We start from the raw sequence: 25573 nt of genomic DNA, 5'->3' as shown, positions 1-25573 counted from the left end.
CTGACGCACTCGTTGGACGTGGTGGGAGGTCTTCGCTGCTGATCGGGGGTGTGGGGTGGGTGGTCTGCGGGAGGTTGCGGCGCCGTTCGTCGTACTGGGCCCGTCGGGGGTGGTGGTCCGTACCCGGCTCAAGCAGCTCACCGACATGGATGTTCAGGTGTTGCGGCAGGTGGGCGCGCATCTGGGCGCACTGGCTTCCCGTGACCTGAAGGCGCGTTGTCGTGACGGGTTGGGGCATGACGCCGGGGCGTGGGCGGTGCGTAAGCGGGCGCTGACACCCCTGTCGTCGGCCCGGTGGGCGGGTGCGATCACCAAAGCCACGCATGATCAGTGGGCGCTGGCCCGCCGTGGTGCCCACACCCACATCCAGTCCCTGGAAGCAGGGGTGCGGGCCCTGCGCCACCGGCTGTCGCTGCCCGTCGGCGAGAAGGGCTCCAAGCACGCGCCGGGCGGGTATCGCAGTCGGCGGGAGTGGCACGCCAAATCCCGGCGCCTGCACGTGCTGGAGGGCCGGCTGACTCGGGCACGCGCGGACTGGACGGCGGGCGTGGTGCGTGTGGTGCGGGGTGGCAAGCGGCTGGCCCGCGCGCGGCATCACCTGACCGCCGCCGGCCTCACCGAGACCCAGTGGCGTGAGCGCTGGGAAGCGGCACGGTGGTTTGTGCAGGCGGACGGCGAATCCGGGAAACGCTTTGGGAACGAGACCATCCGCATCAGCCCGGACGGCGAGATCAGCATCCGACTCCCGACCCCGCTCGCCCGTCTGGCCAACGCTCCGCACGGCCGGTACGTCCTGTCGGGCCGGGTGACCTTCGCGCACCGGGGGCAGGAGTGGGCCGACCGCGTCGAAGCCAACCGGGCCGTCGCCTACCGCATCCACCACGACGTCAGCCGTGGGCGCTGGTATGTGACCGCGTCCTGGCAGAAACCCGCCACCCCCACCATCCCCCTGACCGCAGCGCTGACCGCGGGAGTGATCGGCGTCGACATGAACGCCGACCACCTCGCCGCCTGGTGCCTGGACACCCACGGCAACCCGACGGGAGACCCGCGCCGCTTCTTCTACGACCTCACCGGCCCCGCCGACCACCGCGACGCCCAAGTCCGCCACGCCCTGACCCGGCTCCTGCACTGGGCCACCTCCTGCGGCGTGAAGGCCATCGCCGTCGAAGACCTCGACTTCACCGACGAGACCACCCGCGAAATGCATGGCCGCAGGAAACGGTTCAGGCAGCTGGTCGCCGACATGCCCACCGGCCGGCTCCGCGCCCGCCTGACCTCCATGGCCGACCAGACCGGGATCGCCATCATTGCCGTGGATCCCGCGTACACCAGCAAGTGGGGTGCCCAGCACTGGCAGAAGCCGCTGACCAGCTCCACCCGTAGGACGACCCGGCACGATGCGGCAAGCATCGCGATCGGGCGACGCGCCCAGGGCTTTCCCATCCGGCGTCGGACGGCACCGCCCCGCACCCACCAGAGCGATGGATGCGGGCATCGGACCGCCCAGACCGGACCGGACAGCACTGGGCGTGAGGGACCCCGCCCCCGTATTCCCGGACCACGGACACGATCCGTGCCACCGGACACGGAGCGAACGCGGGCAACCAGGACACCCAAGACCGTTCGGGATGTCCGCAGCGAACAGGAATGGGTCCAAGACTCACTCCTGCTCACTGAATAGGAACGGTAGAGCGTCACCACCACGACACCAGTGAGGATCACCCGTTGTCGGCGTGGACCCGGCGCGCGTCGCGGCCGTCGGCAACAGCCAGGGCGGCGAGCTGGCGCTGGCCGTCGCGGGCCTGGTGCCGGACCTGGCGGCGGTACTGCTCTCTGCCCCGCTGCTGTGCGGAATCCGCCGCGCGCTGGACCTGACGGACGCGGGACCCTACGGCGAGATCGCGGCGTATCTGTCGGTGCACCGAGGCTCCGAGAGCGCCGCCTACCGCACCCTCTCCTACCTGGAGGGCGTCTCCTTCGCCCGCCGCGCGCACGCCCCGGCCCACTTCGGCGTGGGCCTGCGCGACACGGTGTGCCCGCCGAGCGGGGCGTACGCCGCCTTCAACCGCTACGCGGAACTGTCCGGCGCCGAGCCCCGCAAGGAGATCCACGCCTACTCGTTCAACGGGCACGAGGGCGGGGACGCGGTGCATGTCCGCCGCCAACTGGCCTGGCTGGCGGGGGTGTGGGGGACCGACTGAGACATGAGCGAGGGCCGCACCCCCGGCGACGGGGATGCGGCCCTCGACTGTCGTGCGGCGTGGCCTACTTGCGGATCAGGCTGCGCAGCACGTACTGCAGGATGCCGCCGTTGCGGTAGTAGTCGGCCTCACCCGGGGTGTCGATGCGGACGACCGCGTCGAACTCGACGCCGGTGTCGGTGGTGACCTTCACCGTGCGCGGGGTGGTGCCGTCGTTCAGCTCGGTCACGCCGGAGACGGAGAAGGACTCCTCGCCGGTCAGACGGAGCGACTCGGCGGTGTGGCCCTCCGGGAACTGGAGCGGCAGGACGCCCATGCCGATGAGGTTCGAGCGGTGGATGCGCTCGTACGACTCGGCGATGACGGCCTTGACGCCGAGGAGCGCGGTGCCCTTGGCGGCCCAGTCGCGGGACGAGCCGGAGCCGTACTCCTTGCCGGCCAGCACGACGAGCGGGATGTTCTGCTCGATGTAGTTGCGGGAGGCGTCGTAGATGAACGAGACCGGAGCCGCGTCAGCAGTCGCAGCCTGAGTGAAGTCGCGGGTGTAGCCGCCCTCGGTCCCCGGCGCGATCTGGTTGCGCAGGCGGATGTTGGCGAACGTGCCGCGGATCATGATCTCGTGGTTGCCGCGGCGCGAGCCGTAGCTGTTGAAGTCGCGGCGCTCGACGCCGTGCTCCGTGAGGTACTTGCCGGCCGGGGTGTCGGCCTTGATGGCACCGGCGGGCGAGATGTGGTCCGTCGTCACCGAGTCGCCCAGCTTGGCGAGCACCCGGGCGCCGGAGATGTCCTCGACCGGGGCCGGCTCCATGCCCATGCCCTCGAAGTACGGGGGCTTGCGCACGTAGGTGGACTCGGCGTCCCACTCGAAGGTGTCGCCGGTCGGGATCGACAGCGCCTGCCACTGGGCGTCGCCCGCGAAGACGTCGCTGTAGGACTTGGAGAACATGTCCTCGCCGATGGTGTTGGCGACGACGTCGTTGACCTCGGCCTCGGACGGCCAGATGTCCTTCAGGAAGACGGGGTTGTTGTCCTGGTCGTACCCGAGGGCCTCACGGGTGATGTCCACCTTCATGGAGCCGGCCAGCGCGTAGGCGACGACCAGCGGCGGGGACGCCAGGTAGTTCATCTTGACGTCGGGGTTGATCCGGCCCTCGAAGTTGCGGTTGCCGGAGAGCACCGAGGTGACGGCGAGGTCGTGGTCGTTGACGGCCTTGGAGACCTCGTCCGGCAGCGGGCCGGAGTTGCCGATGCAGGTGGTGCAGCCGTAGCCGACGAGGTTGAAGCCGACCTTGTCGAGGTACGGGGTCAGGCCCGCCTTCTCGAAGTAGTCGGTGACGACCTTGGAGCCCGGGGCGAGGGTGGTCTTGACCCACGGCTTGCGGGTCAGGCCCTTCTCCACCGCCTTCTTGGCCACCAGGGCGGCGGCGACCATGACGTACGGGTTGGAGGTGTTGGTGCAGGACGTGATGGCCGCGACGGTGACCGCGCCGTGGTCCAGCTCGTACTCCGTGCCGTCGGGGGCGGTGACCTTCACCTTGTGGGAGGGGGCGCCGTTGGTGATGGCCGGCGAGTCGGAGGCCGGGAAGGACTCCTTGCTGGCCTCGTCGACGTCGCCGCCGTCCTTGACGTAGTTGCGCACGTCCTGGCTGAACTGGGTCTTCGCGTCGGCGAGGACGATGCGGTCCTGCGGGCGCTTCGGGCCGGCGATGGAGGGCACGACCGTGGACAGGTCGAGCACCAGCTTCTCGGAGAAGTCCGGCTCGGCCTTCGGGTCCAGCCAGAGGCCCTGCTGCTTGGCGTAGGCCTCGACGAGCGCGACCTGCTGGTCGCTGCGGCCGGTCAGGCGCATGTAGTTCAGCGTCTCGTCGTCGATCGGGAAGATCGCGGCGGTGGAGCCGAACTCCGGCGACATGTTGCCGATGGTGGCGCGGTTGGCCAGCGACGTGGCGGCGACGCCCTCGCCGTAGAACTCGACGAACTTGCCGACGACGCCGTGCTTGCGCAGCATCTCGGTGATCGTGAGGACGAGGTCGGTGGCGGTGGTGCCGGGGGTCAGCTCGCCGGTCAGCTTGAAGCCGACGACGCGCGGGATCAGCATGGAGACCGGCTGGCCGAGCATCGCGGCCTCGGCCTCGATGCCGCCGACGCCCCAGCCGAGGACGCCGAGGCCGTTGACCATGGTGGTGTGCGAGTCGGTGCCGACCAGGGTGTCGGGGTAGGCCTTGCCGTCACGGGTCATGACGACGCGGGCCAGGTGCTCGATGTTCACCTGGTGGACGATGCCGGTGCCGGGCGGGACGACCTTGAACTCGTCGAAGGCGGTCTGGCCCCAGCGCAGGAACTGGTAGCGCTCCTTGTTGCGGCCGTACTCGAGGTCCACGTTCTGCTTGAACGCCTCGTTGGTGCCGAACTTGTCGGCGATGACGGAGTGGTCGATGACCAGCTCGGCCGGCGCCAGCGGGTTGATCTTCGCCGCGTCGCCGCCGAGCTCCTTGACGGCCTCGCGCATGGTGGCGAGGTCGACGACACAGGGCACGCCGGTGAAGTCCTGCATGATCACGCGGGCCGGCGTGAACTGGATCTCCTGCGACGGCTGGGCCTGCGAGTCCCAGCCGCCGAGGGCGCGGATGTGGTCGGCGGTGATGTTCGCGCCGTCCTCGGTGCGGAGCAGGTTCTCCAGCAGGACCTTCAGGCTGTAGGGAAGGCGCGCGGAGCCCTCGACCTTGTCCAGCCGGAAGATCTCGTACGACTCGTCGCCCACCTGCAGCGTGCTGCGGGCGTCGAAGCTGTTCGCCGACACGACAGTCTCCTTCATTTATGTGCGCGTACCACCGCATCCTGCCGCCACGCCGCCCTGGCCCATCCGCTAAGGTAGGGCTAAGTTAGGTAACCCTTACTGCCAGACCCGGTAGCGGCGTGCGACTGCGGTGCGCCTCGGCAGATATCTCGATGTCGAGATAACTCTAGTACATGGGGGCGGTCTGGTCATGCCCGGGCACCGTGTGGCGTGCACCCCACCCCGAGTGACCCGTGCGGCCATCACTAAGCAGAACGGGGGTATCCGATGCCTGCCGGCCCGCCCGGCACGACTCGGAAGGAGGCACGATGCCCCTCACGTTCCGCAAGAGTTTCCGAATCCTCCCCGGAGTACGTCTGAACATCAACAAACGTTCGTGGTCCATCACGACCGGCGGCGGGAACGGCCCGCGCCACACCCGCAGCAGCACCGGACGTCGTACGACATCGATGGATTTGCCGGGACCTTTCGGCTGGCGTCGCACGACGTCGGGCAAGCGGCACTGAGGCTCCACCGGGGGCTCCTTGACATCACGTCACCCGAACAGACCCCCCGAGAGGCGCGATCTCATATCTGAGATAGCCTCAACCTCATGGCAGACGACTACCTCGTACGCATCGGCAAGCTCATCCGTGACGCCCGGCAGCACCGCGGGTGGACGCAGTCACAGCTCGCGGAGGCGCTCAACACCAGCCAGAGCGCCGTCAACCGCATCGAGCGCGGCAACCAGAACATCAGCCTTGAGATGATCGCCCGGATCGGCGAAGCGCTGGACAGCGAAATCGTCTCCCTGGGCTACGCGGGTCCGATGCACCTGCGTGTGGTCGGCGGCCGTCGCCTGTCCGGCGCCATCGACGTCAAGACCAGCAAGAACGCCTGCGTGGCCCTGCTGTGCGCCTCGCTGCTCAACAAGGGGCGCACGGTACTGCGCCGGGTCGCCCGCATCGAGGAGGTCTACCGCCTCCTGGAGGTGCTCAACTCCATCGGCGTGCGCACGCGTTGGATCAACGACGGCACCGACCTGGAGATCGTGCCGCCGTCCGAGCTGGACATGGAGGCCATCGACGCGGAGGCCGCCGTCCGCACCCGCTCGATCATCATGTTCCTCGGCCCGCTGCTGCACCGCATGGACCGCTTCAAGCTGCCCTACGCCGGCGGCTGCGACCTCGGCACCCGGACCATCGAGCCGCACATGATCGCGCTGCGCCGGTTCGGCCTGGACGTCGCGGCGACCGAGGGCCACTACCACGCGGTGGTGGACCGCCAGGTGCGCCCGGACCGCCCGATCGTGCTGACCGAGCGGGGCGACACGGTCACGGAGAACGCGCTCCTTGCCGCCGCCCGGCACGACGGCGTCACCGTCATCCGCAACGCCTCCTCCAACTACATGGTCCAGGACCTCTGCTTCTTCCTGGAGGCCCTCGGCGTCCGCGTCGAAGGCATCGGCACCACCACCCTCACCGTGCACGGCATGCCGGTCATCGACGCCGACGTGGACTACTCCCCCTCCGAGGACCCGGTAGAGGCGATGAGCCTGCTGGCCGCCGCCGTGGTCACGGAGTCGGAGCTGACGGTGCGCCGGGTCCCCATCGAGTTCCTGGAGATCGAGCTGGCGGTCCTGGAGGAGATGGGCCTCGACCACGACCGCACGCCCGAGTACTTCGCGGACAACGGCCGCACGCGGTTGGTGGACCTGACTGTCCGGCCCTCGAAGCTGGAGGCGCCGATCGACAAGATCCACCCGATGCCCTTCCCCGGCCTCAACATCGACAACGTCCCCTTCTTCGCGGCCATCGCCGCTTCGGCCCAGGGCCAGACCCTCATCCACGACTGGGTCTACGACAACCGCGCCATCTACCTCACCGACCTCAACCGACTCGGCGGCCGCCTCCAGCTCCTGGACCCCCACCGCGTCCTGGTCGAGGGCCCCACCCGCTGGCGCGCCGCCGAGATGATGTGCCCGCCCGCCCTGCGCCCCGCCGTGGTCGTCCTCCTGGCGATGATGGCCGCCGAGGGCACGTCGGTACTGCGTAACGTGTACGTCATCAACCGCGGCTACGAGGACCTCGCCGAGCGGCTGAACTCGATCGGGGCGCAGATCGAGATCTTCCGGGACATCTGACCGGAGGGTTGTCGTGCCCCTTGGAGGCAAGGGGCACGACACCTCAACATGCCAGCTGACCTGCGGATACCTGACTTCGCAGCCCTTCGCTGATCACTGTTGTTTTTCAGCACCTTGTGCAGCGCAGGTGCAAGATGATCTTGATTGGTTGATGGCGCGTCAGGAAGCGCTGAGTAGCCGTCAGCCCTTGCGCAGAGTTGTCGGCGAAGCAATCTCGTGACGTCCGGCGTTGGTCGCGTCACGCCGACCGCGCGTCGTCGACGAGGCGAACCGCCATCTGTCCCCGACCTCGCGACGAAGCCTGGAGCCCGGCGACGCATCCGACTCCTCCGGCTGACTACCTCGCCACGAGAGAGGACCGACACCACGCAGGCGCGGGTCCTCTGTCGTAGACGGGCGCCGTGTCACGTGCTGAGCCTGCACCCAGCTCGTGGGAACAGGGGCCTGCCGTTGCCGGATGGGGAAACCTGAAGGGTAATCACCCAATAGTCACCCCCTGCAATGGCCGCGGGGCACAAGTGCCCATGTACGTCGCCGCGGTCTGGACGTTCACGAAGGCGGTCTCAACGGCGCGCTTGGGTTCGTAACGCATCGCGTGTGTCCGAGGCAAGCGCTGCCGAAACAGCGAACGCTCCGTCCCAGCGCCTGCGCGCCGAGATGCTGCGCATGTCTGCCGGTGAGGGGCATCAGGATTCGAAGAAGCAGCGGTTTGGGGCAGCCGAATCTTCGTGATAGCTACTGCCGCGGTAGGCAGTTCCCCATGAGCCCGGACCCCCTGGTCCGTGATTCTGGTGAATCCCGGCTGAGTGTCAGTGGAACCGGCCATAATCGGAGTGTGTGCAGCGAACGTCAGTAGCCGTCGCTCTTCCGGGGCTCCAGATGCCCAAGAGGAACCCACCGGGTGCACCTTCTGGCCATGGACAACGGAGCGACATGACGAGTGAGCATCCGAACCACCGTGATCTCTATCTGCTGGCACAGGTGCGCGAGACATTCGGTCGCGTGGTCTACAGCCACAAGACACACGAGAAACAGGCGGACATATGCTTCCGCCGGCACAGATGGCAGCAAGTGGCTCTCGTCAGCCTCACGGCGATCAGTTCCGGAACCTTCTTGGCTTCCGTGCTGGGGATCGTGGTCAATCCCCAGCAGGCCAGTCTCGCGACGTCCTTCATCGCGCTCCTCGTCACGGTGGCGAGCCTGAGCACCAAGACGTTCAAGTTCGCCGAGGAAGCCGAGTCCCACCGTGACGTCGCTTCGCAGCTCTGGGACGTCCGCGAGTCCTACCTGTCTTTGATCGCCGACGTCATGTCCGGCGCGGCTTCAGCGCCCGATGCGCGCTCTCGCCGCGAGGAGCTACAGGAGGCCGCGCGGGCCGCGTACGCGGATGCCCCCAGGACCAGCGCCAGGGCATTCTCCAGGGCCAGTGACGGGCTGCAGAACAACGAGGAAATGACGTTCACGTCTCGAGAAATCGACCTATTCTTGCCCGGCGCCCTGCGACTCAACGAAGATGAGGCGTGAGAATGGAAACCTCAGAGCTTTTTAGCAGCCTTCTCCAGAACCTGAAGGTCGGCGACAGTAATATCACCGTCGCGTCGCGTCGCGATGAGATAACCAAGGCTCTTAACAAGGAGTTCAGGGCAAAGGAGGGCTCCACCGAGCACCGATTGATGGTGGGTTCATATGGTCGCCACACAGCCATCCGCGGCGTATCGGACCTGGACATGCTCTATGCTCTCCCGCCCAGCATACGCGCGAACCACGCCGGCGAAACGGGCCCGCGACGAATTCTCGCACAGGTCAAGGACACGCTACAGAAGCGGTACCCGAATACCGAGGTCCGTGTCGACCAGTGCGTCGTGCGCGTGCAGTTCTCTAGCAATAGCTTCAAGTTTGAGGTCCAGCCAGTCTTCGAAAACGACGACAAGAGCTTCTCCTATCCCGATTCTGTTGATAGAGGATGGAAGGTCACCAAGCCACGCGACGAGATCCGTGCGACGCAGGAGTGCAACGAGCGCACGTCGAACAACATGCGTCATCTCGCCCGGATGGTCCGCGCATGGAAGAACACCCATGGCGTTAATATGGGGGGCCTGCTCATCGACACTCTCGTACACCGCTTCTTCTCACGGACCGAATGCTATAATTCAGCCGGACTGCACACGTACGACTTGATGGTCCGCGACTTCTTCGAATTCCTCGCTGTCCAGCCCGATCAAAGCTACTACTCCGCGCTGGGCAGCGGCCAGAATGTGGCGGCGAAGAAGGGTTTCCAGCCGAAAGCGAAGAAGGCGTACAAGCGGAGTCTCGAAGCGATCGCGTCAGAGGGGACTGCGACAGCCAACAAAAAGTGGCGCAGCATGTTCGGCACATCAGTGCCATTGAAGGCCGTAAGTGCTGCCCACGCGTTCGACAACAGCGAACAGTTCATCGAGGATTGGTACCCTGTCGACATTCGCCACTCGCTCACGATCGATTGCGAAGTCGCCCAGAACGGATGGCGGCCCGCCTCTCTACGGAAGATGCTTGAGGAGAGAACTTTCCTTCACGCCAACAAGACACTCGACTTCACCATCATCGAATGCAGCGCTGATCGACCGTTCGAGGTGTGGTGGAAAGTACTCAACCGCGGAAGCGAGGCCGAGAAGCGCAACGAAATCCGCGGACAGATCATCAAGTCAAACCGCCAGGATGCTCGCCATGAGCGCACGAAGTTCCGCGGCGAGCATGTTGTCGAGTGCTACATCATTAAGGACGGTGTAGCGGTCGCACGCGACCGCATAGATGTGCCGATCGCTTGACAGGGCAGGAGGCTGTCAGGGCTGTGGCAAACGCGGCTGATCTGACGTTTGTGCAGGTGAGGCAATGGTGTATGGGAATTGCCGAAGCTCCGATGTGATCGAGGACCTACCCTGGCGCGCTTCGGTACCACCTCGTTCGGAGACCGACTCTGGGCGACGGGCTGCCAGCTCACTGTCCGCCCGTTGCCGTCTTCGTCCCTCCGCCATGCCGGGTCACCCGAGGACGGCATCGCATTCGGACGGCTCCGTGAGTGAACGCCGGGTCAGTGGACTTACTCGCCCACACGTACGCCTCGCCGGGCTGAAGCTGCGCCATCTGCTCAGAGCGCAGACTGGCGAAGGCGGTGTTCGCCTTCTGGAGGTGCTTCAACCAGGCCGGCGAGGTGAACTTGTGCAGGATGACGTGGTCGGAGAGTTCGATCAGAGAGATCGGTACTGATGGCGGGTCCTGGCTGGCGACCAGGATGCTCATTCCCTTGTGGCGCATCTCGCGGACGGTCTCGACTAGGCCGGCGACGAGGTCTGGGCTGTCGATGTACTTGTGCGCTTCGTCGAAGACGACCAGCTTGTTGAAGTGTTCATCCCCGCTGCGCGCCTCGGCGAACAGCTGCATCAGGACGACGAAGAGTCCGAGTGCTTCGTCCTTCTCGATGTACTCGTCGCGGAGGTCAACGATGATCAGTCGGCCGGGTCGGATGAGGCTGGTGAGCCGGGCATTGTCGTCGATGTAGTCCTCGGCGAGGTTGAGCCGCTCCTGGGCCAGTTGCTTGACGTGGTCGGGCATACCGGAATCGGCCACGCCTTGTCGGATGACGCCGAGGTTTAGGTTGTTGCGGTTCGACTTCATGATGCGGGTCAGCTGCCGGATGTACGTTGACTGGTTGCCGACCGCACCCATGAGAAAGCGCCAGTGGGATGCCTGAAGTTCGGCGGAGGAGAAGGCGAGCGACTGGACGTCGATGCCGGGGAATTCCCGTCGGCGGTCGGCGACCTGGTCGGCGGGGGCGAGCAGCAGTACGTCCGACAGCGCTTGGGGTTCGGCTCCGTAGCGCTCCTTCAGAACCTGGAGCTGCGCCTGGTCATCATTTGGGCGCGCCATGGAAGTGAACTCCGGCGCGTAGTCCATGGTGCGGCTGTAGTGGAACACCACGGTCGCGAGAGGGCGGGGAAGTTCGTTGACCGGTGGGACAGGCAGCGAGGCCATCTCGATGATGCTGCCCAGGGTGTAGCTCTTGCCGCCTCCCTGTACGCCGAAGAGGCTGATGGTGTGGGTTTCGTCGAGGTCGACCGCGACTTTCCGGCCGGCTACTTCGCCGAGTACACCGTGTTGCGAGGAGGAGCGGGTGACACCGAGGAAGATCTCGGGGAGGCCCCCTGGTGAAGCCGGTCCCGGTGTGACAGGCGTGGGCTGGTCGTCGGTGGTCGGCGACTCGTGGAAGCCTTGGCTTTCAGGGACGGTGCCCGTCCTCAGCGGATTTCGGGTACCGCCCGGAGGAGGAGCAGCAGCAGCCGATGAGGTTCCTTCCAAAGAGAGAGACACCGGGGCCGCCCCCGCCGCGTCGGAAGCAGGCACGGTCAAAGTTGCCAAGGGCTGGGCCGGACCTGTCTCACGGCCCGCACCCTCAGGTGCGGTGAGCGGCGTGGTCTCATTGCCGTTCGCGACCTCGTCCGTGTCGAGGATGGTCGCTGCCTTGCCCCCGCCGGCCTGCCCGCGGTCTTCCTCCTGGGCGTCTTTGGCATCCCGCTCGTCCTGTACGTCAGGTGCCCGGAACTCAGCGTGAGAGAGCCGTGGCACGGCCAACTGCGACAGTGCCAGGGTGGGAGCGGTGGCCGCTCCGTCCTCCTCCTGCTCCTCAACAGCTAGGTCCGTGGGCTCGGGTACGCCCCGCCGAACAGTGGGAATCGCATTGATCAGCTCGGTGATCAGATCACTGCCGATGCGGTGCAACTCCACCTCGTCGTCGAGTTCGCGGTCGGTTCCCTCGCGGGCGAGGTCGAAGATCAGGCCGCTGCGGGTGAAATGGAGGGCGTAGCCGTCGTCGAGGCTGTCGAGCAGGGCGTGGGCCGCCGTCCTGGGGGCGTGCCCCATGGTCCGGTGGCGTGCCGCCCGCTCCAGGTAGAAGCGGAGCAGAGAGCCGAGGGCCAGGTTCTTGACCGACCGGTCCACCCGGTCTGGGGTGATGTGGGCCGGATCGAAGGACTCGGCGAGGACGGTTTGGCTCCGTCCGAGCTGCTGGGTGACCTTGGTCTTGAGGCGCTGGTAGGCGCCGATGTCGTCGAGCGCGGTGTAACACTTGACCTCGACGAGGCGGCAGGTGATGGTCCGGGTCCGCGCGTCAAGGTGGAACAGGGCGAGATCGCTGCGCTGGAAGGAGAGTGCATCGCCGAGTTCCCGGGCCTGACGGCGTACTTCGGCGTACAGCTCGGGGTGGGCGTCCAGGGGGACGACGATCTGGTTGTACAGGACGTCCTGGTAGTCCAGGTAGAGGCGGGCCAGGGCGAGGCCGAGTACTTCGGTGCGCTGGGTGGGGGCGGTGGAGGCCAGCTTGAAGGCGAGGTTGCCGGAGAGTAGGCGCAGTTGCTCGAAGAAGGTGTTGAGGTGGCGCTGTTCGACGTCCAGCCCATGCTGCTGGGCGGTCGGTCCGAGCAGGGTGCGCAGTTCGTCGACCGAGTTCGAGCTGACCATGATCTGGTGGCCAAGACCGCTATCCAGCGAGGGCGCATAGTCGATGACGTACTCAGGTCGGTCGCGTTGTCCGGCGTGGTCGAAGTACTCCAGGCCGAGGGTCCTGTCGATGGTGACGACCCAGTCGCCGACCTGGTGGGCCTGGTAGAGCAGGGCCCGGTCGGCGTTGTCGAGGGAAAGGACGGTGCACGGCACATGGCGCGGCGCCTGTCCCGCGGTGGCGACGTTGGCCGCGGCGCCGGCGAGGAGCCCGGGCAGCCGACTCAGGAGAGTGGCAAGGTCCTCCGCGTCCTCGGCAGGCAGGGCGATGCCGTGGCGTGGCATGGTCCGCCATACGATCTGCTGCTCGTTGTCCTCGTACGTGGAGGACGTCGGCTGCACCAGGCCGTGGACCGGGGCGTGCGCGATGTCGTGGCGTGTGACGGAACCGTGCTGTTCCCCGCCGAAGGCGTCGATGAGCACGGTCAGATGGGCGTCGAACTCGGCTCCGGGTTCGCTGAACTCCTCCACCGAGCGGACGGAGTAGACGAGTTTCGCGCTCCGGGTGCCTTCTGCGGCGTGCAGGAAAGCCTCCGCCTCGGTAGAGGCGAACTGATTCTGCGCGCTGATCAGTTCACCCAGCGCCGCACCGGACTCGAGGGCTTCCGGGCCGGACACGCACAGCCGAATGTCGTAGGTGAGGTCCCGGGTGGGAGTGCGGCGCTGCAGCTCGAGGAGAGCGTCGGCGACGATCTCCGCGCGGCCTGCGTTGACGACGTTCATGATCAGGGTGCGGACGTACGGGTGGAGGCGTACGTACCGCTCGATCCGGTCGGCGAGCGCCGTGCCGGACAACGCACCGGCTCCGCCTGCAGCGCGGGGGCCGGCGGCCGGGAGGTGCAGCGCTGTGGTGAGCCGGCCCAGCAGGCCACGGGGATCGGCGGTCTCGCTGGGCAGGTAGGCGGCCCAGTACGGGGTGAGGTTGTCCGCAGCCGTCATGAGTCGGCCGTCCTGGCGCGGGACGGCGAACGGGAAACCCAAGGGTGAGAGGGCCTGGAGGAAGGAGTCGCGTGCGGCGATGACGCGGCGCGTGTCCTCACTGGCGAGGCGCGCGGCCCAGTCCCGGCCCAGGGCCGACCAGGTCGCTAGCCAGAGTGCGCGAAGGGGGTGCGTCGGGGAGACAAGCAGAACCGTCTCGCGACCGCCGAGACCGTCAGTGAGGGTGACGGCAGCGCAGTCGCCCTGCTGGATGCGGGCCAGCGCAACCAGCGCGGCACCCCGGGCGCCGTCACCAGCCCGCTCCACCTGAAGCGACTGGGCTTCCACCAGTTCCGCGTACGCCTCGGTGTAGGCGACCAGTTCGTCCCGGACCGTCTCGAAGTCGACAGCCTCGCTGACCAGAAGCTGATCAGGATTGGCAAGTTCTCCCGCCTGGCCGCACAGGGCGGCGAAATAGACGTGGCGCGTCGCGAGGTAGCGGTCGTAGGCCTCGGCAGCCCGCCCGGTCAGGGCGAGGGACAAGTCCTCCTCGTTCCCCTCGGGGGTCTCGCTGGTGCCGTCGGGGCGCAGTTCGAGCCGGCGCAGGGAGGTGTCCTGGGGGCGGGCGAGTAGGTCCTGCTGAAGTTGCACGAGCAGCGGGGAGAGCCGGATCTCTGCGCTTCCCGCCGTGTGGATCCGGGCGTTGAGGACGCGCAGAGGGCTGCGCGCCGAAGTGGTCTTCCAGCGGACGTCCGTCAAGTTGACACGGACCGGATCGTCCCCGGCGGCCAGCGCGTCGAACTGCAGTGAGCGCAGCGCCTGGGTGATGCCGTCATAGCGCCCGGCACTGCGCTCCGGCGGTTCCTCGGCCTCCCCCTCGGGGACGACGTAGAAGCGTTCGCTCTCGCCGCCGGGCAGGTCATGCGCACCAGGAGCGATGTCAAGAGCGTCACCGGAGGCGTCGAGCGGGGTGATTTTGAGGTAGTGCCACCCTTCCTCCCAGTCGATCTTGTTCAGGCGGCGCAGCGGTGGCGTCTTGTAATCAGGCTTGGCCCGGGTCCCCTTGGCAACATGGGCGATCCGCCCGATCGGCCCGCCGCTCTCCGAGACGATCTCCACGCGGAAGCGTTCAAGACCCTCCACCTTGAGGGGGGACGGTTCGACGGTGAACCGAGCTGTCAGCTCGCGAACGCCCTTGTCCCCGGCGAGCAGGTAGGGCTGCCCCACGATGGCTTCGAGCGCCGGGTGGGCCCGCAGCTCCTCGGCGTTGTCGCCGGCGGCGGGCAGACCGAGTTCGCGTACCTCGATTGAGACGGTGGCGCGGCGTCGTTCGTCGACGCGCCAGTTCCCGAAGGAGAGCGTCCAGTTCTCCCGGTCGACGACGATACGGCGGGTCCATGCCACCGGATCCTCCAGGCCGCAGCGGGTGGCGAATCCCGCGAGCCTGCTGGCGAAGTCCGCGTCAGTCAGCCCCAGATCGAGGACGCGCTGACGCTCCGAGCGGCTGGAGGTGGTGAGTTTATCGACCAGCTTGCGGTTCCGGTCGGCCCGGTCCTTGACGAGCGACGGGTCGGCGTACAGCTCGAAGTCGGGTACCAGGCCGAAGTGGTAGACGGCGGCCCCCGCGACCTGATCACGGTAGTCGTTGGTCCGGAGCGTCAGCAGGTACAGGGCGATGGCCCGGTCGCCCGTCCGATGCCCGGGCCTGTCGCGAAGTACGGCGAGCAACTCGTCGACGCCGGGCCGCAGCCGGGCCGGTACCTGGTCGAGAAGGTGGTCGGCCAGCTGAGCGTAGGCGTCGCCGAGGAGTACTTCCTCGAAGGTCGCGATGCCGAAGGAGTCCTCGGCGCTGACCCGGGTGCCCGGGGGGACGAAGACGAGGAGCGGTCCGGGCAGGCTGTTCCCGTTCCCGTCGTCACTTTCAGTGCGGTTGCGAAGCTCGACCAGTTTGGTGCTGGTGACGACGGTGTCGTGGTGCGGCTGTTCGGGAGCGAGGTCCTCGGTGGTGCCCAGGACACAGACGGTGGCGGCGGGTCCGAGTGCTCCCCGGAGCCTGCGAACCAGCGCGGCCGCCAGCGCGGTCTCCACCGCGGTGACCCGCATGCAGTGCCCGGCGCCCCGCTTGCCGACCAGCTTGGCCAGGCGCGGCACGAGGACGCCTTCGAGGGCTTCGCGGAGGTCCTTCGCGGTGGGCTCCGCAAGGCCTGTGGTGGTAGTGGTGCTCATCAGGCCGTCGCCCCCGTCACCGCGGCCCCGATGATGTACCGGGGAGTAATGGTCTGCGTCAGATAGGCGTCCGACATGTCCTGGTAGTAGCCGATCTCACGCAGTCGGTTGAGGAAGGCCGCTGCGTTGGCATGCAGTGCGACCTGGTCGTCCAGGTGGGCGCCGGAGAAGCCGTCGCCGTCCGGCAGCTGCTCGATGTGGAGTCCGTACCGTTCGCGCAGCAGAGTGAGGAACTCGTCCACGCGCATGGGCGCGGTACGCAGATTGCCGGTGTCATCTTCCTCCTCCCTGAGGAGCGACACCTGGAGGAGCACTTCGAGCAGGCGCGCGTCCAGGACGAATCGCCGGACGGCGCTGTCGCGTCTGCCACGCGGCTGGGCGAGCAGGGCACCGGGCCGGTGCTTGAGCAGCATCGAGTCCAGGCAGTCGATGAAGTAGCTGCGGTAGTAGCTGCCCTTATAGTGCATCAGCATCTCGATGTACTCGTCGAAGGCGTTGAGCCCGAGCTGGGTGATCTGCTTCAGCTCCGGCGGAAGGTCCTTCTCCTCGTCCCGTACGCGGGTGGCGCGCTGAAGGAAGAACGCCTCGCGTTCCTTGGGATGGGTGGAGAGCCGCCGCAGGACCTCGGCCGGGGTGAAGTAGCTCCGGCCGACGGGCGGGGCCAGCTTCTGGCTCTTGACGAGGTTCTCGGAGAACTCGTCGAGCTTCTTGATCTGATAAGTCGCCTGGACGAAACGCGTGATCCGCCCGTACCAAATGCCGGCGCTGCGCTCGGCGAGCGCAGCCGCCGGGGTGCCGGGCAGGCCCTCGACGTCGACGAAGAGCCGGACGCGGTGCGGGCAGCGATCGGCCGTCCGCGTGCCCGGATGCCCGGTCCGGCAGGTGGCAGGCGCCGATCCGGCCTCGATCGCGGCGGGCAACAGCTTCATCATCCGCAGGTGGTAGAGGGCCAGGTGAAAGGCGAAGAGGATCTTCAGGTAGTCCACAAGGACGGTCCGGGGCATGTGGTCCTGGTGGTAGAGCAGCCGCAGGACATCCCGGCACAGCTGGCGGGCCGGTTCGGCGCACAGGGCGGGGTAGGGGGTGCGAGGGCGGGTGGTGTCGGGCCGGTCCCGCATCTGTCCGCCCGCCTGTTCCACCAAGTGGAGCAGCGCCTGGGTCTCTACGTCGGTGTCCGTCCCCGGGGTGATCTCCGCGGTGGCGCGGTCGACGTCGGAGAAGAAGAACTCGCGGAGCTGGTCCAAGGCCCCCTCTTCGGTGGCGAGCATCTCGTACAGCTGCTCGTCGGCCCCGTACGGGCGGGACTTGCGCTTGTTGCGGAACCGGTAGGTGAGACCGTGCAGCGGCCTGGGGCCGGCCACCGCCTCGGTAGCCCTGCCCCGGTTAACCATGTCGAGGAGATGGGTGGACGCCCACCGGGTGGTGGTCTCCCGGTCGAAGCCGTCGAAGACTTCCGGGTGGTCCAGAAACAGCTTGACGAAGACGTCGACCTTGAGCTCGTTGGAGCGGTTGATCTTGCTGGGCATGCCCTGGTGCCACAGGCGGGCGAGCAGCCCGGTCAGGACACGGTCCATGTCCAGTGTCTTGTAGTCGAGCCGGCTGACGCCGGGGTGGTGGAAAGTCCCCAGGGAACCGCTCAGCGCCATGTCGTCTCCTCCGCCGTCGCTACGTCCCCTGCGATGCCCGCCGCGGTGTCGGTCGTGCTTGCGCCGGACAGGCCGTCGCTGTCCGCATCGCTGTGGTCGTCGCCGGACCGTGCTGTCAGTTCTTCCATGTGCAGGACGGAGTCCTCGCTGCGGTGGATCCGTCGCAGGTCGTGTCCATGCGTGGTGAGCAGGATCTCCTGGTACGGCACGGCCGCCAGCCGGTTCTTGAACACGGCGAGGGCGAGCTGCTGCCCTTGCAGGTCGGTCACGGACGGCCGGTAGCCGCGCTCGAACCGCTGGAGGAGCTCGAACAGGTCCAGTCGGATGTCGAGTTCGGCCGTCCCTCCCTGGCTGCCGGCCGGATCCCTGTAGCTCAGCCGCAGCGAGGTGCGCCCCGACTCGATGTACGGCGAGGTCGCTGCGTCGCCCGGTTCGAGCTGGAACCCTTCGGCGGGAAAGCGGCGGAAGGTGCGGATGGTGCCGCCGGGTACTTCGCGCACCTTCAGCGCGAGGGCGTCGCCGATCCGCTCGGGGGCCACGAGTCCCTCACCACGGTTGAGCGCCCGCAGGATCCGGTCCCGCTCCTTGGTACCCGTCTGCGTTGCGCGTGACAACAGCGCCATGAAGTGCAGCACCGACGGGTACGGCAGCATCCGCTCCGCGCGGTCCTCGTCGTGGAGTTCGAAGTAGAGCAGGCGGCGGGCCGCGTCCACGTAGTGGCGGTGGGCAGCGGCCTGGGAGACGCGTTCGGTGACCGACCGGCCTAGCTGCTCGAACGCGCCGCGCAGCAGTACGCGATCACGGTCGCCGCGCCCGTCGGCCGCGACCAGCGCCCGGTCCTCCAGGAGCCCGGCGTAGTCCAGACGACGGTCGAGCTGCGGTTGCGGGACCGCCGCCACATCGGCCTCGCGCAGCAGAGTCAGCAGTCGGTCCCGCTCACGCGGACTGCCGTCGGCGGCGGCCGGGGCGCCGAGGTGGGCGGAGAAGTAGAAGCTATCCAGCATCTCCTGACCGGAGCCGGCCGCGTACAGCTGGTGGATCTCGGCGCAGTCGCGGCCCGAGGTGAGGGTATAAGCGAGAGCGGAGCGCAGGTCGCGCAGGGTGATGTGGAGCCTTCCGCGTAGCTGGGTCACCTCGTAAAGGCGGCGCAGACGACGCGCGGCCTGCGGGCCGGCGGCGGGGTGCTGGAAAGTCTGGGCGTTGTGCCGGGCATAACAGGTGGCGGCCAGGTCGCAGCGCTCACAGTCCTCCCAGAACCGGTCGTGCGTCATCCGGTCGAGCATGCGCTCCAGGAGCGATTCGCCGTCGGCACCGAGGGGCCGGGCCGCGACATCACGTGCGTTGAGGTTGACGACGGCGACGGCCTGCCCGGTGTCCCTGCCCGCCAGGCCGAGGTTGGCCACCTTGGCGAGATGCGGGAAGCGGTCGTGGTGATGGCTGAGGAAGTCGACCAGACGCCCCTCGTTGATGGCGATCAACCGGGTCTCCCCCGCGACCTGCCATGCCGATGCGTCGGCTGCGGCGAACGGTGCGAAAAACTCCGCCAGTACATCGTCGCCGCTCACCTCACCCTCGTCCTGGCTGCCGTCGTGGTTGGTACGGAACCGCTGCCCGTCCAGAGTGAAATCGCTGCCGTTGGCCCGGCGCGGCCCGAACTCGGCGCCGAGCTCGCGCGCCTGGCGCTCGAACCGCTCCAGGAATGCCGTCTTGCCGTCACCCGCGTTGCCGGTCACCACGACCAGCGCGTGCCGGCCCTCCCGCAGCGCGGGCACGAGCTCCCGGTCCAAGGCCGTCTCGACGTACACGGACATCGTGCGCGGATCAAGGCCGCGAGTGCCCCGGTTGCTGCGGCGGCTCTGGCTGTACAGCGTCTGTAGGTGTGCCACGAACGGATTGGAGTTCGGCTCGGGCTCTTGCGGCTCCTGACCGACACTGGGATCAGCCGGTGGCGCCGGCGGATGCTGGAACGATGGTGACACGGCTGGTAGAAGCGGTGTAGGGGCGACGCGTACGGATTCCAGCGCCTCCAACGCACGCAGCAGATCCTCGGCCGTGGGGAACCGCTCCGCCCGGTACGGGGAGATCGCGCGCAGCATGATCTCGGCGAAGCCGGGCGCCAGATCACCGAAACCGCTGTACGCGGTGCGCGGGTCCACCGGCGGCACACCGGGCGAGGGGCGCCCGACACCCTCCCACGGGTACAGCCCGCCGGTCAGCGCCTCGTACAGCGTGACGCCCAAGCCGAAGAGGTCCCGGTCGGTGTAGCCAGAGGCGTCTGCGGGCACCTGGTCCAGGTCCGGCGGGCTGTAGCGGGGGCTGGTGTAGCTGTGCCCCTCGGAGGAGTCGGAGGTCTTCGAGATCCCGAAGTCGATCAGCTTGACGCCGTCATCGGTCCACAGCAGGTTGCTCGGCTTGATGTCGCAGTGCCACACCCCGCGATCATGGATGTGGCGCAGCCCGCGCGCGGTGTCGATCGCGAGCCGCAGCACGTCCGCCGCGCCCATCCGGCCGCCGCGGATCACCTCGGCGATGTCCTTGCCGTCGACGAACTCAAAGACCAGGTACGGGTACTCGTCCGGTGGCATCAACCGGTCCGCGTCCACCATCGACACCACATTGGGGTGCGGGGCGTTCTGCAGCCGGTCCAGGACGCCCGCTTCGCGGCGCAGCCGCTCCAGGACGGAGTCCCGGTCACGCAGGACCAGCTTCACCGCCCGGTCGACACTCCTTATCGTGTCGTACACCCGGTAGGCCACACCGAAAGAGCCGGGACGGCCGAGCCGGTGGCGCACCAGGTACTTCGAACCGAGCTGGTGGTCGGCCGGCAGGTCACGGAAGAACTCCGGGCCTCGCGGACCGTCATGCACGGGCTGCCCGGCTGAGGACGTAGGAGGAGCCGGGGGAACTGCGACCGAGGAACCAATGCGCCGTGCCGGAGCCCTCCGCGCTCCCATCACCAGGTCCAGGCGGCGCAGTGCCTCTACGGCGGTCGGCCGGTCGTCCGGGGCCGTCGCACACAACTTCTGCAGCCAGTGGGCAAGTTCGACGCGGACCTCGGCGGCTTCGAGGACCTGCGCCGGGAGCCGCCCTGCCGCGTCGGCCTGCTCGGTGGCGGAGGTGAACGGCAGCTCGCTGGTGAGAAGCTGGAAGCCCAGGACACCGACCGCGTAGATGTCCGCCTTCATGCCCATCGCCACCGGGTCTGCATGGCACTCGGGCGCCAGATACGCGCGATCGGCGACCTGATACGCCTCCCGCATGACCGTGTGGGCGCGGCGCTGCGCAGTCTTCGCGTACTCGAAACCGGTCAGCATCGCCCGGCCGTCCTGTGCGATCAGCACAGTGGACGGGTTCAGCTCGCGGTGCGCGATCAGGCGGCTGTGCGCGTGGGCCAGGCCCCTCAGCATGTGACGGATCGTCCGCAGCTTCGCGTCGGCGGTCAGCGGATCTGCGGCCCCGCGTAGGTGCAGGGCGAGTGCGTGCCCCGGAACGTCGTCGTAGACAGTGACGAAGGAGTCCTTGTCCTCGTCGGCGAAGAAGTCCCGCACTCCGACGATGTTCGGGTGCGAGGGTAGCTTGCCGAGCGCCTCGTACGCGATACCGATCCGCTTCTGCTGCTGAAGCCGCTCGGCCTCCGGCGCATACGGATCGGCCCTGCGGACGGAGAGCCGGACCGTGCCCGACCCCTGCACTGCCAGGGCGTTCTTCGCCCGGTACTCGCGGTGGACGTCGTCGCCCTCCTCCGGGCCCGTCTCGCTCAGTCGCTCGATCACTTCCCAGCTGCCGAACCGCAGGGGGTCCGACGACGGCCGGGACGGCCCCTGCACCGCGCGCACGATCAGCTCGTGGTGCGTAGAGACGTCCGTGTCGAAGCGCTTGGTCGAGGTGGGTACGCGGCTCACGTCCGCGAGCCGGCCGATCAGGTCCGGGAGGGTGACGGTGTCACAGGCATCGTGCTGGCGGGGCGTCCGGTCGACGAACAGGGCGTCGGGTGCGGGAAGGACGACGAGGGCGTCCGTGTAGAGCCGGGACAGCGGACGGTGGGCCGTCTCCAGGAGCGTCTTCAACCGCTTGGCGTGCCCGCGCAGCTTCGGCAGCGGGGAACGGAACGGCGCCCGGTGAGAGGGCTGCCAACGGCCGCCGTCGACCTCGATGCGGCCCCGGGTGCCTTTGACATCGACGACGTACACGGCGTGCCCGGTGACCACGACGAGGTCGACCTCGAATAGTTCGTTCCGGTTGTACGGAATCTCGACGGAGTGCAGGACCGTCCAGTCGTCGGGGGCCTGATCACGCAGATGCGCGATCACCCTCCGCTCGGCATCGTTGACGGCCTCCCCAACAGCAACGATCCTGGCACCCATTAGCCGGTGGCCTCCCCGATGGCGGTGGTGAGCAGCGCGAGCGCCTTGTCTTCGAGGACGTCGGCGCGGTCGCGTTTCGTGTAGGCGGCTCGGACGGTTGCCGTGATGCGATCACGGTCAGCGCTCGGCGCGAGCGGGATCGGCATTGCGGCGACAAGTTCACTGTGAATGCTCTGCTGGCCGCCGCCAGTCAGCATGCTGCGAATTAGTCTCATCGCGACCGGCGATCGGAAGAATCCCAACAGGTAGGCACCCGGAACGTCAGCTGCACCGGACGCTACCCGTAGGAAGTCCTGGCTGTAAGCGTGCTGCAACCAGCGCCCGGTTACCAATGTTGCTCTGCCGAACAGCCCGCTCTCGCTGGGCATGCCATGCCCGCCGAGCATTACCGTCTCGTCCGGAACGAACACGCCCGCGGGTGTGTGCTTCGGGCTGATGACACGGCCATCTTCCGGTCGGATCCACCAGCCCTGCCGCTGTCCGACCAACAGTCGGCCACCGTGATCGTACGAACTGTCAACACGCTTGAAGATGGGTCCGTATTTCAGCTGGCCCTGAGCGCAGATATCGCCGAGCCGCCTGTGTGGGACCGAGGCCAGCTTGCGCTTCAGCCACTGGGCTCGCTCTCCATAATTCATTGCGCGCAAGGACACAGCGGAGAGCTGATCGACTGTGAACCCCAGGTCCCGAGGCTGATGATGCCAGTCAAAATCAGCCAATTCGGGAAGTCCGACGCTTTTGAACAAGTCCTCGGTCGTTCCGACCAAATCCGACTGGAACTCGGCACGCAGCCGCGCGCACTCCTCCACCAGGTCATGGATCTGACCCTCCAGATCCGCCCCCAACCGCGGCACTGGCAGCCCCGCGATGTGATGCGGCTCGATGTGCTTCACGGCCGAGCCGTACACCGACCCTCGCACGAGCGACTCGCCGAACTTGCTGAGCAGGAAGGCGTACAGGTACCCGGACTTGATCTTCTCCGGGTTGGGTTCGACCTTGAGGGTGTCCTGCGAAGACCAACAGTCGCCCATATCGGGCCGGACGTAGGCCCGCCGACCGGCGTTGAATCCCGAGCACGAGATCAGTGTCATACCAGGCTTGAGTTGGAGATACGACAAGGCCGATGATTCCGCATCCGACTTGCGTAGCCGCGGTAGCCCGGTCAAGTCGGCCGCCATCATATCTTTCGTCCCGAGGAACGGCACACTGTGTTCCGGATCAGTGAGATAGACCCGCCGAAACATGGGCCCGTTGAAGATCCCTCCATTGTGCCCCGCCGTCAGACTCGCCAGCGGCTCCGTCCTCGGCAACTGCTCCAGCATCTTCTTCGTCTTCATGGACCCCGCCACATACGGCGAGGCATCGAGCCGAAGTCCCTGGTACGTGAACCAGTCGGACTCCACCGGGTTGGACAGCTCGGCGACCTTCACGCCCCGACCTCCGTTCCCGCCGACCTGGCCGAACGCGGGTCCACACCCGGCACCGGGTACTTCGCCCGGAATTCTCGGTACTTTTCCGCGATCACCGGCAGGTCGTTGTCGATGACCTTCTTGCTGCGGGTCAGCGGCCGGGTCACCTTCTTACCTCGGATACGAAGCCGCTCCATGACGACCTCCGTCTCCACCACGATCTCCCCGTTGGGCTCACGCTTATAGAGCTCGTTGCCTCGTCGGTCGAAGCCGACCTTCTCCGCGACGGCCATGAAGACGGGGTACGGCTTCTCCGTACCGAGGTCGTGGTTCTGGATCTCCTGCCGGGTCTTCCGCTTCAGGAAGAGGAGCGTAGTGAGGATGTTGACGTTGGCGTCGACGACGAACGTCTCCACCGGCAGCTCGACGCTCGCGAGGACCCAGCAGTTCCGCAGGATGTACCTGCGGATCGCCTCGTCCGTCGGCCCCGGGTTTGACAGGATGCCGTTCGGTAGAACGATGCCGATCCTCCCGCCCGGCTTGATCCACTCGACAGCGCGCTGGATGAACAACTGTTCCGGCGCCATGCTCGACGGCACACTGGTCGTGCTCGCCTCGACCTCGCCGGTCTCCTTGTTGCGCCCCCAGGACTTGGCGATCCCGTTACGGAACGACCCGAGCACCGACTCGTCGCTGACCGGGATGTCGGCGCCGAAGGGCGGGTTGGTCAGGAGTACGTCCACGGTGGGCTTGTCGAGCGGGATCTTCTTCTTCGCCGCCTCCACACCCGCGAGATGTCCCCGCGGGAAGGCGAGCGAGTCCATGTGGAAGACGTTCCCCGTGGTCTGCGCGAGCGTCATGATCGCCATGGTCGTCGCACGCACCAGGAACGGGTCGAAGTCGGAGCCGAACAGGTGCTTCTCCGCGAACGCCTTGAGCTTGTCGCCGTACCGCTCCCGCTCCTCCGGAGTATCCGGGAAACCGAGCGTGCCGGCCTCCTTCTTCCAGGTGTGGTGCAAGTGCTTCAGCGTTGCCTGGAGGAAGCCGCCGGTACCGCAGGTCGGGTCGAGGACGGTCTCGTCCTCCTTCGGGTCCAGCATCTCGACCATCAGGTTGACCGCGCCGCGCGGGGTGAAGTACTGGCCTCGGTCACCGCGCAGGTTGGTGCCGACGAGTTCCTGATAGGCGATGCCTTTGGCGTCGACATCCGTGCCGATCAGGTCGTAGGGGGCAAGCTCACTGACGATGAAGGCAAGAGCCCGGTCGGAGAGGGTGATCTCGTCGGTGGGCTTGAAGACGTCCCTGTACTCACTCTTGACGTCCTCGAAGAGCTCCTTGACTCGCTTGCTGATGGCCGCGCGTCCGTTCGGGTCGAACATCTCCTTCAGGCCGGTGCGGAACCGGCCGTGCACGGAGCCGTGACTGACCCGCTCGTCGTACATCTTGGCGAAGAGCAGGTAGAGGAACTGCCAGAAGGCGGCGTCCTTCGGCATGCCCTCGTTACCGTGGATGTAGTTGTGGCAGCGCCGGAAAGCGATCTTGAGCATCTCCGGGTCGGCCTGGCGCAGCCGCTGGTGCGAGGCGACGGTGCGGCTGCCGAGGGTGCCGTCGGCGACCTCCCAGTCGCTGCGGTCCTCGAAGTCGGCGCCGAAGTCGCCGACCACCTTCTTGAGGAAGAAGAAGTCGACACCGTCGGTCCACATACCGTCCGCGCACTGCGGGCGGTCCTCGTTACCCATCAGCTCCTGGAGCTCCTCCAGGTCCTTCCGGGCCTGGTCGGGCTCGCGGAGCTTGACGACGTTCCTCCCGCGCTTGGGCTCCTGCTTGCAGATCACCACCCGCCGGAGGTTCGCCGTGGTGTGCGGGGCGCCAGACTCGAAGATCGCGATGTCGGCCTTCTTGCTGCGCTTCCGCACGGCACCCTCCTCACTGACCGTGATGGAGAAGTCGCGCTGCATGTCGCCGGGGTCGATACCGTGCTCGTGTACCAGGGCGCGGGCGATCCGCTGCCGGACCTTCTCCTTCTCCGTCTCCTTGATCGCATCGCCGGAGATGTAATCGACGACCTGGCCCTCCTTGAGGGCCGTGACCTTGGGCGCGGAGCCCTCCGCGGCAGGCCCCGCGCCGTCCTCGGGCTGCTGCGGGATGTCCAGGTCCAAGGTCAGTTCCTCCATCGACGTGCTGCTTCTTTCCTGTGCTCGGTGGTGCGGGTAGGGGCCTGCGCCCCGGGGCGGTCTGTGCGTGCGCCAACACAGTCGCCACCTTTGATCCTACGGGCCCCAGGGACGCCTCCGAAGGCGCGTTCCGCCAGGCTGCAGGGTGTGCGGTCTGGTGATTCCGGACCCTACCGGGGAGTAC

At 67.2% G+C, this 25573-nt stretch carries 11 protein-coding genes and 1 pseudogene; 6 read left to right on the top strand and 6 right to left on the bottom strand.

Annotated features, from left to right (window positions below):
- The first annotated feature begins 55 nt into the window (after positions 1-55).
- Both ACGH7X_RS30275 and ACGH7X_RS30270 read left to right on the top strand, forming a co-directional pair.
- Positions 56-1684: an IS200/IS605 family accessory protein TnpB-related protein gene (locus tag ACGH7X_RS30275; RefSeq protein ID WP_399890811.1), complete on the top strand. Its 1629-nt coding sequence runs from the start codon at positions 56-58 to the stop codon at positions 1682-1684.
- Between the two features lie 49 nt (positions 1685-1733).
- Positions 1734-2204: pseudogene (locus ACGH7X_RS30270) on the top strand (acetylxylan esterase); the annotation flags it as partial.
- Positions 2205-2268: 64 nt separating this feature from the next.
- Here ACGH7X_RS30270 and acnA read toward each other — a convergent pair.
- Complete coding sequence (gene acnA, locus ACGH7X_RS30265; protein ID WP_399890808.1) at positions 2269-5004, bottom strand: aconitate hydratase AcnA; 2736 nt, start codon at positions 5002-5004, stop codon at positions 2269-2271.
- Positions 5005-5309: 305 nt separating this feature from the next.
- Here acnA and ACGH7X_RS30260 point away from each other — a divergent pair, with 305 nt between their 5' ends.
- The 4 genes from ACGH7X_RS30260 to ACGH7X_RS30245 all read left to right on the top strand — a co-directional run bounded on the left by ACGH7X_RS30260 (position 5310) and on the right by ACGH7X_RS30245 (position 9927).
- Positions 5310-5507, top strand: coding sequence for a DUF4236 domain-containing protein (locus tag ACGH7X_RS30260; RefSeq protein WP_399890805.1), 198 nt, complete (start codon positions 5310-5312; stop codon positions 5505-5507).
- An 86-nt stretch (positions 5508-5593) separates the two neighbouring features.
- Complete coding sequence (locus ACGH7X_RS30255) at positions 5594-7123, top strand: helix-turn-helix domain-containing protein (protein ID WP_399890802.1); 1530 nt, start codon at positions 5594-5596, stop codon at positions 7121-7123.
- 933 nt (positions 7124-8056) lie between these two features.
- On the top strand, positions 8057-8647 hold the full coding sequence (locus tag ACGH7X_RS30250; protein ID WP_399890799.1) for an SLATT domain-containing protein: 591 nt from the start codon (positions 8057-8059) through the stop codon (positions 8645-8647).
- Between the two features lie 2 nt (positions 8648-8649).
- Entirely contained in the window at positions 8650-9927 is a 1278-nt protein-coding gene (locus tag ACGH7X_RS30245) for a nucleotidyltransferase (protein WP_399890796.1), read from the top strand.
- 169 nt (positions 9928-10096) lie between these two features.
- Here ACGH7X_RS30245 and ACGH7X_RS30240 read toward each other — a convergent pair whose 3' ends face one another.
- Genes ACGH7X_RS30240 through ACGH7X_RS30220 form a run of 5 tightly spaced genes read right to left on the bottom strand, consistent with a single transcriptional unit; the run spans position 10097 to position 25389 of the window.
- Entirely contained in the window at positions 10097-15796 is a 5700-nt protein-coding gene (locus ACGH7X_RS30240) for a hypothetical protein (protein WP_399890793.1), read from the bottom strand.
- Positions 15796-17442, bottom strand: coding sequence for a hypothetical protein (locus ACGH7X_RS30235; RefSeq protein WP_399890791.1), 1647 nt, complete (start codon positions 17440-17442; stop codon positions 15796-15798). Before ACGH7X_RS30235 ends, ACGH7X_RS30240 begins: the two co-directional genes overlap by 1 nt.
- Positions 17433-21806: a protein kinase gene (locus tag ACGH7X_RS30230; protein ID WP_399890788.1), complete on the bottom strand. Its 4374-nt coding sequence runs from the start codon at positions 21804-21806 to the stop codon at positions 17433-17435. Before ACGH7X_RS30230 ends, ACGH7X_RS30235 begins: the two co-directional genes overlap by 10 nt.
- Positions 21806-23236, bottom strand: coding sequence for a restriction endonuclease subunit S (locus ACGH7X_RS30225; RefSeq protein ID WP_399890785.1), 1431 nt, complete (start codon positions 23234-23236; stop codon positions 21806-21808). The genes ACGH7X_RS30230 and ACGH7X_RS30225 overlap by 1 nt, the downstream gene beginning before the upstream one ends.
- Entirely contained in the window at positions 23233-25389 is a 2157-nt protein-coding gene (locus tag ACGH7X_RS30220; RefSeq protein ID WP_399890782.1) for a restriction endonuclease subunit M, read from the bottom strand. Before ACGH7X_RS30220 ends, ACGH7X_RS30225 begins: the two co-directional genes overlap by 4 nt.
- Positions 25390-25573: the final 184 nt, after the last annotated feature.

The sequence above is a fragment of the Streptomyces sp. BBFR51 genome, assembly GCF_044591655.1.
In the GTDB taxonomy this organism is placed as follows: domain Bacteria; phylum Actinomycetota; class Actinomycetes; order Streptomycetales; family Streptomycetaceae; genus Streptomyces.
This window is presented reverse-complemented; position numbering and strand designations above follow the sequence as displayed.

Excerpts from the sequence above, each read along its gene's own strand:
- ACGH7X_RS30260 (WP_399890805.1), top strand. The coding sequence starts at position 5,310 with ATGCCCCTCACGTTCCGCAAGAGTTTCCGAATCCTCCCCGGAGTACGT.
- ACGH7X_RS30255 (WP_399890802.1), top strand. The coding sequence starts at position 5,594 with ATGGCAGACGACTACCTCGTACGCATCGGCAAGCTCATCCGTGACGCC.
- ACGH7X_RS30250 (WP_399890799.1), top strand. The coding sequence starts at position 8,057 with ATGACGAGTGAGCATCCGAACCACCGTGATCTCTATCTGCTGGCACAG.
- ACGH7X_RS30245 (WP_399890796.1), top strand. The coding sequence starts at position 8,650 with ATGGAAACCTCAGAGCTTTTTAGCAGCCTTCTCCAGAACCTGAAGGTC.
- ACGH7X_RS30240 (WP_399890793.1), bottom strand. The coding sequence starts at position 15,796 with ATGAGCACCACTACCACCACAGGCCTTGCGGAGCCCACCGCGAAGGAC.
- ACGH7X_RS30235 (WP_399890791.1), bottom strand. The coding sequence starts at position 17,442 with ATGGCGCTGAGCGGTTCCCTGGGGACTTTCCACCACCCCGGCGTCAGC.
- ACGH7X_RS30230 (WP_399890788.1), bottom strand. The coding sequence starts at position 21,806 with ATGGGTGCCAGGATCGTTGCTGTTGGGGAGGCCGTCAACGATGCCGAG.
- ACGH7X_RS30220 (WP_399890782.1), bottom strand. The coding sequence starts at position 25,389 with ATGGAGGAACTGACCTTGGACCTGGACATCCCGCAGCAGCCCGAGGAC.